The 13,531-nt window shown below is 46.8% G+C and carries 16 protein-coding genes; 10 read left to right on the forward strand and 6 right to left on the reverse strand.

The annotated features are described in order from the left end of the window. Nucleotides 1-17 precede the first annotated feature (17 nt). Nucleotides 18-1,832 (forward strand): oligoendopeptidase F, encoded by a 1,815-nt coding sequence (pepF, locus tag ACTTK6_RS07725; RefSeq protein ID WP_462833110.1) that lies wholly within the window; start codon nt 18-20, stop codon nt 1,830-1,832. Between the two features lie 48 nt (nt 1,833-1,880). Here pepF and ACTTK6_RS07730 read toward each other — a convergent pair whose 3' ends face one another. The 4 genes from ACTTK6_RS07730 to ACTTK6_RS07745 all read right to left on the reverse strand — a co-directional run bounded on the left by ACTTK6_RS07730 (nt 1,881) and on the right by ACTTK6_RS07745 (nt 4,785). Beyond that, entirely contained in the window at nt 1,881-2,807 is a 927-nt protein-coding gene (locus tag ACTTK6_RS07730) for a ClpXP adapter SpxH family protein (protein ID WP_079475902.1), read from the reverse strand. 21 nt (nt 2,808-2,828) lie between these two features. Beyond that, nucleotides 2,829-3,215, reverse strand: a complete 387-nt coding sequence (locus ACTTK6_RS07735) for a globin domain-containing protein (RefSeq protein WP_079475903.1) — start codon at nt 3,213-3,215, stop codon at nt 2,829-2,831. 182 nt (nt 3,216-3,397) lie between these two features. After that, nucleotides 3,398-4,123 carry a lytic transglycosylase domain-containing protein gene (locus ACTTK6_RS07740; RefSeq protein ID WP_233133416.1) on the reverse strand — a complete coding sequence of 242 codons (726 nt, stop codon included), beginning with the start codon at nt 4,121-4,123 and terminating at the stop codon, nt 3,398-3,400. Between the two features lie 74 nt (nt 4,124-4,197). Then, on the reverse strand, nt 4,198-4,785 hold the full coding sequence (locus ACTTK6_RS07745; RefSeq protein ID WP_079475904.1) for a CYTH domain-containing protein: 588 nt from the start codon (nt 4,783-4,785) through the stop codon (nt 4,198-4,200). A gap of 149 nt (nt 4,786-4,934) precedes the next feature. On the opposite strand from ACTTK6_RS07745, the gene ACTTK6_RS07750 reads away from it, so the two are divergent. The 4 genes from ACTTK6_RS07750 to ACTTK6_RS07765 are packed head-to-tail and all read left to right on the forward strand — an operon-like array spanning nt 4,935 to nt 7,700. Continuing rightward, entirely contained in the window at nt 4,935-5,312 is a 378-nt protein-coding gene (locus tag ACTTK6_RS07750; RefSeq protein ID WP_079475905.1) for a UPF0738 family protein, read from the forward strand. 33 nt (nt 5,313-5,345) lie between these two features. Then, nucleotides 5,346-5,981, forward strand: coding sequence for a GTP pyrophosphokinase (locus ACTTK6_RS07755; protein WP_079475906.1), 636 nt, complete (start codon nt 5,346-5,348; stop codon nt 5,979-5,981). A 23-nt stretch (nt 5,982-6,004) separates the two neighbouring features. Beyond that, nucleotides 6,005-6,799, forward strand: a complete 795-nt coding sequence (locus ACTTK6_RS07760) for an NAD kinase (protein ID WP_027847484.1) — start codon at nt 6,005-6,007, stop codon at nt 6,797-6,799. A gap of 4 nt (nt 6,800-6,803) precedes the next feature. Next, nucleotides 6,804-7,700 carry an RluA family pseudouridine synthase gene (locus ACTTK6_RS07765; protein ID WP_079475907.1) on the forward strand — a complete coding sequence of 299 codons (897 nt, stop codon included), beginning with the start codon at nt 6,804-6,806 and terminating at the stop codon, nt 7,698-7,700. On the opposite strand, the gene prpE is transcribed toward ACTTK6_RS07765, so the two are convergent. Then, nucleotides 7,676-8,413: a bis(5'-nucleosyl)-tetraphosphatase PrpE gene (prpE, locus tag ACTTK6_RS07770; RefSeq protein ID WP_079475908.1), complete on the reverse strand. Its 738-nt coding sequence runs from the start codon at nt 8,411-8,413 to the stop codon at nt 7,676-7,678. The genes ACTTK6_RS07765 and prpE overlap by 25 nt on opposite strands. Before the next feature lie 121 nt (nt 8,414-8,534). Here prpE and fabI point away from each other — a divergent pair, with 121 nt between their 5' ends. From fabI to ACTTK6_RS07795, 5 genes are all read left to right on the forward strand, one after another. Further along, on the forward strand, nt 8,535-9,317 hold the full coding sequence (fabI, locus tag ACTTK6_RS07775) for an enoyl-ACP reductase FabI (RefSeq protein WP_079475909.1): 783 nt from the start codon (nt 8,535-8,537) through the stop codon (nt 9,315-9,317). A 30-nt stretch (nt 9,318-9,347) separates the two neighbouring features. Next, on the forward strand, nt 9,348-10,184 hold the full coding sequence (gene glcT, locus ACTTK6_RS07780; protein WP_079475910.1) for a glucose PTS transporter transcription antiterminator GlcT: 837 nt from the start codon (nt 9,348-9,350) through the stop codon (nt 10,182-10,184). A gap of 185 nt (nt 10,185-10,369) precedes the next feature. Next, the gene (gene ptsG / locus ACTTK6_RS07785; protein WP_143745424.1) at nt 10,370-12,406 is read left to right on the forward strand and encodes a glucose-specific PTS transporter subunit IIBC; all 2,037 of its coding nucleotides are present in this window, start codon (nt 10,370-10,372) and stop codon (nt 12,404-12,406) included. 98 nt (nt 12,407-12,504) lie between these two features. After that, complete coding sequence (locus tag ACTTK6_RS07790; protein WP_079475911.1) at nt 12,505-12,729, forward strand: hypothetical protein; 225 nt, start codon at nt 12,505-12,507, stop codon at nt 12,727-12,729. A 53-nt stretch (nt 12,730-12,782) separates the two neighbouring features. Continuing rightward, a complete protein-coding gene (locus ACTTK6_RS07795) occupies nt 12,783-13,082 on the forward strand; it encodes an HNH endonuclease (RefSeq protein ID WP_079475912.1) in 300 nt (99 codons plus the stop codon). A gap of 10 nt (nt 13,083-13,092) precedes the next feature. Here the strand turns inward: ACTTK6_RS07795 and ACTTK6_RS07800 are convergent, their stop codons facing one another. Next, on the reverse strand, nt 13,093-13,521 hold the full coding sequence (locus ACTTK6_RS07800) for a GNAT family N-acetyltransferase (RefSeq protein ID WP_179124148.1): 429 nt from the start codon (nt 13,519-13,521) through the stop codon (nt 13,093-13,095). Nucleotides 13,522-13,531 lie beyond the last annotated feature (10 nt).

Genomic DNA, 13,531 nt, shown 5'->3' on the forward strand with positions numbered 1-13,531 from the left:
AAGGGAGGTGCATTCCATTGAGTTCATCTGCTGTAGAAAAATTGCCAAAACGCGAAGAAATCAGTGAACAGTATAAATGGAATTTAGAGGATATTTTTTCAAGTAACGAAGAATGGGAAGAGGAATTTAAACACATTCAAAGCTTAATTCCAGCGATCGAGTCGTATAAAGGGCGTCTTGGAGATTCAGGCCATATGCTGTACGAAGCATTGCAGCAGCAGGATAAAATTACTGAGCGGTTCAGCCGTTTATTTGTTTACGCGCATATGCGCTATGATCAAAATACAAACGAATCGCTGTATCAGGGAATGGAGGACCGGGCAAGAAGACTGGCGAGCCAGCTTGGGCAGGCGACGGCTTTCCTTGTGCCGGAAATATTGACGATACCGGAGAAAACGATTAAAGCTTTTTATGATGAGGAGCCCGAGCTGCGCCTGTATGAACACGCTCTCGATGCCATCAATAAAGAACGCCCGCACGTGCTGACAGAATCTGAAGAAGCATTGCTCGCACAGGCTTCAGAAGTGATGGCAGTGCCTGGGAACACCTTTGGCATGCTTAATAATGCAGATTTGGAATTTCCGTCCATAAAAGATGAGAACGGCAACGATGCCCAGGTGACGCATGGGCGCCTGCTGAACTTTTTGGAAAGCGACGATCGGCGTGTGCGCGAAGAAGCCTTTAAAGCTGTCTACAGCACATACGGCCGGTTTAAAAATACGATTTCAAGCACGCTTGGCGGCCAGGTGAAAAAGAATACGTTCAATGCGAGTATACGTAAATACCGTTCGGCGAGGGAAGCGGCGCTAAGTAATAATCATATCCCGGAAAAGGTTTATGACCAGCTGATTTCGACTGTTCATGATTATCTGCCGCTGCTTCACCGCTATGTTAAGCTGCGCAAACAGGTGCTTGAGCTTGATGAGATTCATAACTACGACCTGTATACGCCGCTAGTCAAAGATATTGATATGAAGATGACATATGAAGAAGCAAAAGAAACCGTGCTTAAAGCGCTCGAGCCGCTGGGAAAAGAATATACAGAAACAATTGCCGGAGGATTTGAAAGGGGCTGGGTGGACGTTTATGAAAATGTTGGAAAACGAAGCGGTGCGTATTCTTCCGGCGCATATGGCACGATGCCATACATTTTGATGAACTGGCAGGACAGTGTTAATAATGTGTATACGCTTGCCCATGAACTCGGGCATTCGATGCATAGCTATCTGACTCACCAAAACCAGCCGTATCCTTATGCGGATTACACCATTTTCGTGGCGGAGGTGGCTTCTACTGTAAATGAAGCGCTGCTTACCCGTCATTTGCTCGAACAAACAACAAACAAAACGGAAAAAGCGTATTTGTTGAACCAGTATCTTGAAGGTTTCCGGGGCACGGTTTTCCGCCAGACGATGTTTGCCGAGTTTGAGCAGTTAATTCATGAAAAAGCGGAAGCAGGGGAGGCATTAACTCCGGATTTGTTAAATTCTCTTTATTATCAGTTAAACGAGCAGTACTTTGGTCCGCACATGACGCTTGATGATGATATTGCGCTTGAATGGGCCAGAATACCCCATTTTTATATGAACTTTTATGTATATCAGTACGCTACCGGCTACAGTGCAGCAGCTGCTTTGTCGCAGCAGATCGTAGAGGAAGGAGAGCCTGCGGTAGAACGCTACCTCGAGTTCCTTAAATCCGGGAGTTCAGATTACCCGATTGAAGTTCTGAAAAAAGCGGGGGTTGATATGACTACTTCGACACCGATTGAATTAGCCATGAAATCCTTTGAAGACACGTTGAATGAATTAGAAGAATTGCTGCTTCAATAAAAATTAGCGGAGATGCTTTAGAGCATCTCCGCTAATTTTTTGCTTCTTTTAGGTAAAGGAAGGAGTATACTCCCAATAGGCACCGTTTTTTAATGGCACGTGCTTCATTTTTCTCATTAGCACAAGCTGCTTCAATTGCTTTTCAGCTTCTTTTTCACTCCAATCGAATACAACAGAAATTTCTTTTGTCGTAATACGTGGATAGCGCGCGAGAAAATCTTCAAGCTTTAAGGAATGCGAGGGCTCCGGATTCGGTACGTACCCGAGCATGTCAGAAAGGATTTCTTCATATACCTGATAGGGATAAAGTCCGGACACTTTTAATCCGCCATCTTCGACATGATCGTTAAAGAAAACGAACGTTGGTGCCTGATCGACTTCCATTTCCCGGGAAGTTCTGATATCGCAATTCAAAGCTTTACGGGTGCAGGCAGAATGAATATCCCGCTGGAATTCTTCAATATCCAGTCCGGTAGCTTCTGCAATTTGAACAAGTGTTTGTTCTGTAGAAATATCCCGGCCGTGCAGAAACAAATTTTCTCTAATATTCCGGAAAAAAACGGAGGCCAACTGCTTGCCCTGCATTTCTGCTGCTTTCATGGCCAAAGCAGGAATGTAGGCAGAAGGAGCCGAATGCTTCAGCCATACGCTTCCGTCTGCCGGCATACCTGACCATGTGGAAACTTCTTCGTAAAACAGGGACATTTCTTTTTTCGTATCTTCTTTTAACGGCTTCTGCTTCTCTTCGCTCCAGCATTCAATATTAGAAGTAAGCAGGAGCTTTGGCGTGAAATAGTGGCCGTATTCGATGAGCAGCTTTTTTAGTACAGGTTCGAACGCCCAGCATTCCGGGCATAATGGATCCATAAAAATATATAATTCAAGCGGCTTTTTCGATAAAGATGGGCTGGTAGACTGCGACAGGCTGCAGGAACCGGAACTGTCATCACAAAAAGAAAAATGCTCGTTGCTCATGACCAGTTCACGCTCCTTTCATTATGAATTTTCTTCAGTATTATTTATCATGTGTTGGGCTGTCACCACAAGCCGTTGGAACATTTCCTGCCGAACGTTGTTTTCCAAGTTTATTTCTTCCATCGCTTCATCCATGCATAACAGCCAGGCCTTCGCCCGTGTTTCCGTTATTGGAAATGGGAGATGGCGGGCGCGCAGGCGAGGATGGCCGTGTTCTTCTGTATATAAAGGCGGGCCGCCTAAAAATTGAGTCATAAATTGCTTTTGTTTACGGGCGGTTTCCGTAAGGTCGTCCGGAAAAATAGGAGCGAGATCCGGATGGGCGCCAACCTTTCCGTAAAACGTATCAATCAGCTCGGAAAGTTTCTCTTCGCCAATCTGGTCAAAGCTCGGTTTAAAAGCAGCCATAGTGAACCTCCGGAACAACGTTTTAACGCTCATGCCTGAAAAGACAGAGCAATTGGGCAAAACGTAATTATTGTATTTTCAATTTTTATTCTAGCAATGAGACATGTTAACCGCAAATATTTTGAACGAAAAGGGGAACGGGGCAAAAAAACAACCCCGGTGTGGAGTTGTTTTAAAGCAAATTATACAAGGTCCTGATAGTTGGCGAGTACGTTTGGTACGTATTTCTGTGTTTCTTTGAAGGGCGGAATGCCGTCATACTTATCAACGTTGCCCGGGCCGGCGTTATAAGCGGCAAGGGCAAGCGTTTTGTTGCCATTGTACTTATTGAGCATATCTCTTAAGTAGCGTATGCCGCCGTCAAGATTCTGTTCAGGGTCCATTGGATCATTTACCTTCAGCATGGAAGCTGTTCCGGGCATCAGCTGCATCAGCCCCATAGCTCCAGCATGGCTTTTAGCGTCTGGATCAAAGCCGGATTCCTGCTTGACCAGTGCACGTACAAGCTTGCTGTCTACGCCGTATTTTTCTGACAAACGTTCAATCGTCTGAACAATGCCGGAGCTTGAATTTGAACTCTGCTTGGAAGAAGAAGTACGTTCAGAAGCAGGTTCGGCATTCTGTTTCACTTCTTTATTGGAAGGCTCGTTTGGAACAGCGGAGGAATCATCGCCTAAATGACGAAAATAACTGCCGGCGCTCGCCGGGTTTAAAAATAGCGAGGAAGATACCGGGCTGAAACCACTGCCGGTCTGCTCAGCCATGATAGCCTGCGTTGACTTTAGGGAATCGTATAAAAAGGAGCCAAAGCGTCCCGCAGCAAACGCAGGCTGCGAGGACGTGGCCTGCTGGCTGTTTCCAACTGCTGAGCCCGTGGAAGACGGAAAAAGAGAGGAAGAAATCGTCAAAAAACTCACCCCACTAATAAAATTCAGATAAGAAAAATATACCAGTATTTCAAATGAAGAACAATGTGCGTATGTTACTGTTCTTCATTTTGCTCCCGGTTTCGTTGAAACAGGCGTTCAATTTTATTTGGAGTATTACGAAGAGGAAAGTGGTGCTGCTCTGAAAGCTCATTCATCCAGGAAGAAACATCTTTTTCACTCGGTCCCTCTATTTCAAGTTCATAATCTGTGACTCCCAAATAGTGACTTCGATCAAAAAAGATTTCTCCTGTGCGAAAGGGCTGGGAAGCCCGGTAGGTGGTCAACGTCCCTATATTTTCGACACGCTCGGCACCGATCAGTGACCGAAGGCGCTCGGAAACTTCACCGGCAGGCAGTGTCCCGCCCGAAATAGCCTCACGGGCGTTCTGAGCGCTGACAGACTGATTCCATTCGGTAAGCCCTTCCGGGGCAGGTTCTTTTAAGGTCAAGGTGAAAGTGCCGGCGCGTTCCCGAATGCGCAGAGCGGATTTACGGGAACGCAGAGCAAAGCTTTTTGTGTCAAAATATGTATTTTGCTGCGAAGAAAAATCGCTTTCGTGGATTGCGAAGCCGGTCACCAAAGAGGAAAATTCTTTTTCCGTCAGAAGATTCTTCGCTTCAATTTCCTGTTCTTTCGCCATAATGAATCGTCCTTTCTGCTACCGGATTACTGGAAAAACGCTATGCATTATCTTATCATATGGTTTGAGCTCTGTCTGTGTACATAAGTTATGATAAAATTAAGTACAGATATGGGATGTATACTTGCCATTTTTGGAGGAGTTGTGACATGCAGCATATATTGACTGTAAATCATTACGAAGAAGACAATGAAACATTAATAATGTATCCGGTGGAAGAATGGCCGGAAAAAGAATGGGGAAAATTAAGCGATGGCGGCCAGATGCTTGCAGACTCCGATGCGTTGACGCTTGTTTATGTGCTTGATATGGAAGACGAATTTGTGCAGCTGCGTATTCCAAAAAGAGTATGGCCGCTTTTGAAATCGGCTTATGAAAGCGAGAAGCATGTTTACGTAAAAAGCGGAAGCAAGCTCCATTTAGAAAACTTCCATGAAGAAATTGAGTATTTAATGGATAATGTGCCTGGAAACGGGAATTATGGTACTGAAATGGTATCTGCATTTGAAGAAGCTTTCAACGTATAACCTCATAATAATGTAAATGAGTGGTGGTAAACCATGAGCAACTGGCAGACATTTCTTTCGCCTTATATGCAGGCAGTAGAAGAAATGAAAGTGAAATTAAAAGGGTTAAGAGAGCAGTACCAAACATCTTCACAGCATACACCAATCGAATTCGTTACCGGGAGGGTCAAGCCTGTAACCAGCATTCTCGATAAAGCCCAGCGTAAGGATATCCCGCTCGACGAAATTGATACAAAAATGCAGGACATTGCCGGTATTCGTATCGTCTGCCAATTTGTCAGCGATATTGATACCATTGTGGAGCTGATGCGGACAAGACAGGATTTTGAAATTTTAGAGGAAAGAGATTACATCAAAGAAAAGAAAGATAGTGGGTACCGGTCGTTTCATATGGTCGTTTCTTATCCCGTGCATACGATCGATGGGCGCAAAGACGTACTCACAGAAATCCAAGTACGAACAATGGCGATGAATTTCTGGGCAACTATAGAGCATTCTTTAAATTATAAATATAGCGGCGAAATTCCGGAGGATATTAAGCACCGGCTGCAGCGAGCTGCTGAAGCCGCGTTTCAGCTCGATGAAGAAATGTCTAAAATTAAAGGCGAGGTACGGGAAGCCCAGCGTATCTATATGCAAAACAGGGAAAGTGAGGGTCCAAATACATGAGCATCCCGTCCACTGATGAAAACATGCGATATAATGTCACGTCCCGTGGAGATGATACCTCCAATGAAATTAGGGACAAAGTGCTTTCCTACCTGAACGAATTTGGGCTGATTCATGACGAAGTCCACCCGGACATTGTCATTACTGTCGGCGGGGACGGCACGCTGCTCCAGGCGTTTCACCATTACTATGAATCGCTTGAAGATGTTTGCTTTGTAGGTATACATACCGGGCATCTTGGTTTTTATGCAGACTGGCAGCCGGAAGAAGTGGAGAAGCTGGTGATCCATCTCGCGAAAACGCCATTTCAGGTAGTGGAATATCCGCTGCTTGAAGTGATTGTCCGCTACAATGAACATACGAGGTTCGAACGGTACTTGGCTCTAAATGAGTGTATGGTAAAAACGCTTGAAGGTTCTCTCGTATGCAACGTCGACATTAAAGGCGAGCATTTTGAAACGTTTCGCGGAGACGGTCTGTGTATTTCTACTCCTTCCGGAAGCACGGCATACAATAAATCACTGGGTGGAGCGATTTTGCACCCCTCCTTATCAAGTATTCAAATAGCCGAAATGGCAAGCATCAATAACCGGGTCTACCGGACGATTGGCTCGCCGTTAATTCTGCCGCAGCACCATACCTGTCTTCTGCGCCCGGTGAACGATGTGGATATGCAGATCACCATCGACCATATTACTCTCGTCGATCAGGGCATCGAGTCCATTCAGTACCGGGTGGCGGAGGAAAAAGTCCGATTCGCCCGTTTCCGCCCGTTTCCTTTCTGGAAGCGCGTGAAGGAATCGTTTATCGGGGAGTAAAAGGATGCGGACGATTACATGGAGTGTTCCTGCCGATGCGGAAGGCTGTACAGTGAAAAAGTTTTTGAGCCAATACAAAGATGTCTCGAGGCGTGTGTGGAAAAAAATAGATAATCCCTATCTGCAGCTCAATGGAGAAGCAGGACGTGGAAACGACTATTTGAGTGCCGGGGACCTACTGCAGATAAAGATTCCACCCGGGAATATACCGCCGCATTTTAAAGAGTCCCTGGAGCCCATGGATGTGCTGTATGAGGACGAAGACGTGATAGTAGTCAATAAACCGCCGGGGCTGCCGACACTTCCAGGAAGAGCAGAGGGGGAGGAATCACTGGCTGGAAGACTTGCCGGTTATCTGCGAAATAAAGGCATGCAGTCTGCTGTTCATCCGGTGTCCAGGCTGGACCGCGGTACAAGTGGCATTGTACCGTTCGCCCTGCATGCATATGCCCACTCCCGCATGGAAAAGCATATGGATACGGGGTCTAAAGAATATATTGGGGTGGTCGAGGGAGAATGGCCGGAGGAGCTTACAAGTATAAATCTTCCACTCCGCCCGAGCACGATGAGCCTGATTGAACAAGTGGCAGCTCCCGATGGAAAAAGAGCCGTAACCTCCGCAGCGGTTCTCGAATTACTGCCTGAGCATACTGTTTTAAAGCTTGGGCTGCAAACCGGCCGGACACATCAAATCCGGGTGCATACTTCTGCGTCGGGATTCCCGCTTGCGGGAGATACACTGTACGGAAATAAAGACGGGTACATGAAAAGACAGGCGCTGCACGCCTGCCGTTTGGAATTTTTTCATCCGGTCCAGGAAAGAATGATTACCATTACAGCTCCTCTGCCTGAAGATATGAGTGATTTTCTGGCCTATCAGCGGTTAAAGGTGTTTAAGTGATCCGGCTGGAGTGGCAGGGTGGAGGGCACTTCTACGAATTCATGCTCCGGATACCGGTAGGCGGTAAGCTTGTTACCAAATGAACAGCCGGTATCAATGTTTAACGTCCGGCCAACGAGTCTTGCTTCCCATACGGGAGTATGCCCATAAATGATGAATGGCCTGCCGCTGTAAGAAGGAGCCCAATCTATACGCTCTGGCTCGCGCCGGCCATTTAGTTTCGTCGGTCCATACAAAACGACATTCCGGGTTCTTCGATCTGTCCGGCCGATCAGCTCCTTTTGCATGCCTCCATGGGAAGCAAGAACGTTTCTATCGTCGAACAGCTGATACAGCGGTGCTTGTTCAAATAAGTCCATAAACTTCTGCTTAACCTTTTGCTGCTCGTCCGGGGGGAGTGCTTTCCATTCCTGGATGGTTTGCTCGAGGCCATGACCAACCTGAACTGGGCGGCCTAAAAACCAGCGGTACAGTTTGTCACAGTGGTTTCCGGGCAGATACAGGGCATTTCCGTTTTTTACCATGAGGTCCGTCACGCGGATAACCTCTATAGAATTCGGCCCGCGATCAGTAATATCGCCAACGATTACGAGCTGGCGTCCATTGGGATGCGTATAATTTTGACGATGCTCATAGCCGAGCGCAGAAAGCATCACTTTCATCTCTTGTGCACAGCCATGGATGTCGCTGATAAAGTCAAGATGCCTGGACATACAGTCAAAGCCCTCCTTCCCGAAGAAATATAAAGGCTGTTGGACAGCCCGGCTGTTCAATGATATAAAGGTAAAGAAATTATTTGATGCTGGTATAATCATATCTAAAGGAGAGACAAAGATGCAATTATCACTTGAAGGAAAGACGTTTGTCGTAATGGGCGTTGCCAATAAAAGAAGCATAGCGTGGGGAGCAGCTGAAAGCTTGGCAGAAGCAGGGGCTGATTTAGTATTTACATACGGGCAGCAGCGTACCGAAAAAAGCGTCAGAAAATTGGCGGATTCGCTGGAACAGAAAGAACCGCTCGTTGTGCAGTGTGATGTCACCAATGACGAGCAGATCCGGGAATGCTTTGCGAAAATTAAAGAAGAAGCGGGAACCATTCATGGTGTCGTTCATTCCCTTGCCTATGCGAAAAGAGAAGAGCTCGAAGGGGAATATTTAAATGCTACACGCGAAGGTTTTCTGCTCGCCCAGGAAATCAGCGCGTACTCCTTTACGGCTGTAGCGAAGGCTGTAAAGGAGTTCGATTTGATGACAGAGGGCGGTTCTTTTGTAACGATGAGCTACCTTGGGGCAGAGCGGATCGTAAAAAATTATAACGTTATGGGCGTAGCGAAGGCGTCTTTGGAGGCGAGCACCCGTTATTTGGCAAATGATCTGGGCGCAGATGACATTAGAGTCAATGCCATCTCAGCCGGTCCGATTCGTACGCTGGCAGCTAAAGGCGTCTCTGGCTTTAACGATACTATCAAGGCTATGGAGGAGCACGCTCCGCTGCGGCGTACGGTTACTCAAAAAGAAGTCGGGGACACCACGGCCTTTCTGATGAGTGGAATGTCGAGTGGGATCACAGGTGAAGTTATCCACGTTGACGGGGGCTATCACGCATACGGTATGTAAATCAGAGCTGCAGGAACATGGTGGTAAAAGATGAAAGTAATCAAAGGGTTAAACAATAACGTTGTTATTGCAGAACATGAGGACTACGGAGAAGTTATTCTAACCGGGCGGGGGATCGGTTTTTCTAAACGCCCGGGGGACCTCATTGATGCTAATGCGCCGGAAAAGTTTTTCATACTGAGAAATGAAAACGAACAGACACAGTACCGACAGTTAATCGAACATGTCGACGAGACCTTTATCGCATGTATGACAGAAATTCTGCAGGTGCTTGAAGCCGAGTGGGCGGAAACGTTCGAAGAACACATTCATGTAGCGTTAACGGACCATCTCAGCTTTGCACTTGAGAGAACAAGAAAAGGTCTCACAATCAGCAATCCATTTTTAAAAGAAACGCAGCTTGCTTATGAAAAAGAATATCGTGCGGCTGGATGGATCATTGACGAAATTGAACAGTGGACAGGAGTGCGGCTTCCGGAAGAAGAAAAAGGGTTTATTGCTCTGCACCTGCACGGGGCAGTGACGAGAACACCGCTTGACCAGGTGAGCGCTTATACGCGCCTGGTTAAGGATATGACGGTAATGGTAGAGCGGGCTCTTGACATTCAGCTGTCTCCGGAGGATTTAGATCACCGCCGGCTTTTCCGGCATCTGCAGCAGGCTGTCGCAAGGGTAAGGAATGGTGAGTTTGAAGAGGTGTCTGAACCATTAAAAAAAATGTTGCAGGCCGAGTACCCCTTCTGCTATAATTTGTCCTGGAAGCTCATACGAACGATGCAGCGTGCTTTGCAGACGACGATACCAGAAGGCGAAGCCGTTTATTTAACCATTCATCTGCAAAGGCTTTCATCGAAACGAAAATATTGATCTAGTGTTCCGTGTTACTGGTAAAGCAGGCATGAGAGAATGCTGATCGCGTTTAAACCAAAGGGAGAAGCAGCTTCTTGTCTCTTTGGGACCGCGCGATTAGTGTATCTCTCATGCCTTTTTTTATGCGCTGGGGTCTGGGGTCAATTACGAGCCTTCCAAAAAAACAGTTAGGAGAGATACATATGTGGAAACAATCATTTGGTGTACTTCAACGTATCGGGCGCGCCCTGATGCTTCCGGTGGCCCTTCTTCCAGCAGCCGGCCTGCTTCTTGCTATCGGTACTGCCATGCAGGAAGATCAGATGATCGAACTGCTGCCATTTCTGACTTCTGCACCGGCAGAATTAATCGCCGAGCTGATGTCGGAAGCCGGCGGGGTAGTATTTGATAATTTAGCGGTGTTATTTGCGGTCGGTGTAGCACTCGGCCTGGCAGGAGACGGAGTTGCAGCTCTTGCTGCTCTGATCGGCTTTATGATTATAAACGTTACGATGAGCGTATTATTAAGTGTAAATACAGATATGCTCGAAGAGCCGGGTTACGCGTCAGTATTAGGTATCCCTACACTTCAGACAGGGGTGTTTGGAGGGATTATCGCCGGTATATTAGGAGCAATGATGTACCAGCGCTTTTATAATATTAATCTGCCAACCTACTTAGGATTTTTCGCAGGAAAAAGGTTTGTGCCTATTGCTACGGCTGTCGGCGGTCTGGTTATCGGTGCTGCTTTGACACTCGTCTGGCCGCCGATCCAAAGCGGATTGAATTCCCTGTCTCTATATGTGACAGAATCAAATCAAACACTTTCCGCATTTATTTTCGGTGTGCTGGAGCGTTCTCTCGTACCATTTGGCTTGCACCACATTTTCTATTCACCGTTCTGGTTCGAATTTGGGAGCTATGTGAACGATGCGGGAGAAACGGTCCAAGGCGACCAGCGGATTTTCTTTGAACAAATGAAAGACGGGGTGCCGTTTACTGCCGGAACTTTCATGACTGGGAAATTCCCGTTCATGATGTTTGGTCTTCCAGCTGCGGCGCTTGCAATTTACCACTGTGCCCGTCCGGAAAATAAAAAGATGGTTGCAGGTATTATGGGTTCAGCGGCATTAACGTCATTTCTGACAGGTATTACTGAGCCGCTTGAATTCAGCTTCTTGTTTGTAGCGCCACTTTTGTTTGCGATTCACGCGATTTTTGCCGGATTTTCCTTTATGATCATGCAGCTGCTTGATGTCAAGATTGGGATGACCTTCTCCGGAGGGGTTATTGACTTTCTGCTCTTTGGGATTGTACCAAACCGCACAGAATGGTGGCTCGTTATTCCGGTTGGACTATGCTTTGCATTAATTTATTACTTCGGCTTCCGATTTGCGATTCTAAAATTCAACCTGATGACTCCAGGACGCGAAGCTGCCACAGAAGGTGCCGCTGGAATGTCTGGTTCAGCTTCTGACGATGAACTGCCAAGAGAAATCATCGCCGCATTTGGGGGCCAGGAGAACTTAAAACATTTGGATGCCTGCATCACAAGGCTCCGGATTACCGTCAATGAAAAAGATAAAGTGAATAAAGACCAGCTCAAAGCCCTCGGCGCTTCCGGCGTGATGGAAGTCGGCAACAACATCCAGGCCATTTTTGGTCCAACATCAGATGCAATTAAGTCCCAGATGCAGGACGTTATTGCAGGGAAAACGCCTGAACCGATAGCAGAAAAAGAAACAGCGGCTACAGCAATGGCTACTGCTTCTGCTGAAGATATCCAGACCATGTCCATTGCAAGCCCAGCCGCCGGACAGCTGATCCGTATCGATGAAGTGGAGGATGAAGTGTTTTCCGGAAAAATGATGGGGGATGGATTTGCCATTGTGCCGGAAGAAGGTACCTTCCATGCTCCTGCCAACGGCACTATTACTACTGTATTCCCCACAAAACACGCTGTAGGCATGCAGACGGATGAAGGCACAGAGATTCTCATTCATATCGGTCTGGACACAGTTAATATGAAAGGGGAAGGCTTCGAGGTCTATGTCGCAGAAAATGATAAAGTAAAGCAGGGAGATATACTTGTGAAAGCTGACCTTGAGAAAATCCGCCAGGAAGCAGCTTCTATAACGACACCGGTAGTGTTCACCAATCTGGATAAAGAATATACTGTCAGCGTAGAAAGCGGAAAAACGGTCCGGGCGGAGGAAGACGGTATTATTACGATTAAATAATGGCCTGAAATGCTTAATATATGGAAAATAGGGTAAAGAATACTAGTGATCATTTTTTCAGCAATCCATGCTTATAAACAGTGGAGGAGGCTCTGAACATGACACTTGTAGTCCCATATATTAATGCCTCAGCCGTTCATTATGCCAACCGTCAGCAACCGCCGGCAAAACCGGGAATGCACCGCGTTCAGCGGGTACAGCCGGTAGAACCGAAACGGTATTCGAGTGAGCAGCAGGAAGCGTATCGTTCGCTTGAAAAAAGGCATGAGCGTATTTTAAAAGAAGAAAATAAAAAAGGGCGGCGCATTCATACGCTTGCCTGAGAGAGCTGCCGTCCGGCAGTTCTCTTTTTATTACGAAAAAGGAGGGAAAGTAATTGAAACAGGCGAAATCAGTGGGCACGTGCGAGCTGTGCGGAAGAGAAGATGTCGAACGCACAGTGCACCATCTGGTCCCAAAAGACGAAGGAGGAACGCATGGTACAACTGCCTGGCTGTGCAAAGCCTGTCACCGCCAGGTACATGCTTTATATAGTAATAAAGAGCTGGCCGTAAGACTGAACACGATCGAACAGCTGAGGGGGGATGAAAAGATTTGGCGTTTTATTAAGTGGATACGAAAGCAGCGGGGAGAAAAAAGGGTAAAGGTACGAAGGTCGAAGACGAAAAAAAGGTGAGCATCTCTGCTCACCAGCTAATTGACTTTTTCATTTCGACATGGGGGATGCCGGCATCCATAAATTCTCCGGACGTCACTTCGTATCCGAGGGATTGATAAAAACCGGAAGCATATTTTTGTGCGTTGAGCTTCATAACGGGCTTTTCCATTTCCATTGCTTTATATTCCATGGCCTGCATAAGGAGACGGCCGCTTCCGGTCCCACGGAAGGAGGAATAAATACATACACGTTCCGCTTTAGCGTAGTCCTCTTCAAACCGAAGCCGCGATGCTCCGATTGCTTTCTCGCCGTCATATACAACAAAGTGGACGGCTTCTTCTTCAAATTCATCAATTTCTTCTTCCTCGGGCACATTCTGTTCCTCGACGAAAACGTCAAAACGTACCCGGAATGCGTCCTCAAGCTGCTGTCTGTTACTGACTTCATAAACTTCAATCATTCAAAGC

Source organism: Marinococcus salis, assembly GCF_054971365.1.

Excerpts from the sequence above, each read along its gene's own strand:
- ACTTK6_RS07730 (WP_079475902.1), bottom strand. The coding sequence starts at position 2,807 with ATGAGCAACGAGCATTTTTCTTTTTGTGATGACAGTTCCGGTTCCTGC.
- ACTTK6_RS07735 (WP_079475903.1), bottom strand. The coding sequence starts at position 3,215 with ATGGCTGCTTTTAAACCGAGCTTTGACCAGATTGGCGAAGAGAAACTT.
- ACTTK6_RS07745 (WP_079475904.1), bottom strand. The coding sequence starts at position 4,785 with ATGGCGAAAGAACAGGAAATTGAAGCGAAGAATCTTCTGACGGAAAAA.
- ACTTK6_RS07750 (WP_079475905.1), top strand. The coding sequence starts at position 4,935 with ATGCAGCATATATTGACTGTAAATCATTACGAAGAAGACAATGAAACA.
- ACTTK6_RS07755 (WP_079475906.1), top strand. The coding sequence starts at position 5,346 with ATGAGCAACTGGCAGACATTTCTTTCGCCTTATATGCAGGCAGTAGAA.
- ACTTK6_RS07760 (WP_027847484.1), top strand. The coding sequence starts at position 6,005 with ATGCGATATAATGTCACGTCCCGTGGAGATGATACCTCCAATGAAATT.
- ACTTK6_RS07765 (WP_079475907.1), top strand. The coding sequence starts at position 6,804 with ATGCGGACGATTACATGGAGTGTTCCTGCCGATGCGGAAGGCTGTACA.
- prpE (WP_079475908.1), bottom strand. The coding sequence starts at position 8,413 with ATGTCCAGGCATCTTGACTTTATCAGCGACATCCATGGCTGTGCACAA.
- fabI (WP_079475909.1), top strand. The coding sequence starts at position 8,535 with ATGCAATTATCACTTGAAGGAAAGACGTTTGTCGTAATGGGCGTTGCC.
- glcT (WP_079475910.1), top strand. The coding sequence starts at position 9,348 with ATGAAAGTAATCAAAGGGTTAAACAATAACGTTGTTATTGCAGAACAT.
- ptsG (WP_143745424.1), top strand. The coding sequence starts at position 10,370 with ATGTGGAAACAATCATTTGGTGTACTTCAACGTATCGGGCGCGCCCTG.
- ACTTK6_RS07790 (WP_079475911.1), top strand. The coding sequence starts at position 12,505 with ATGACACTTGTAGTCCCATATATTAATGCCTCAGCCGTTCATTATGCC.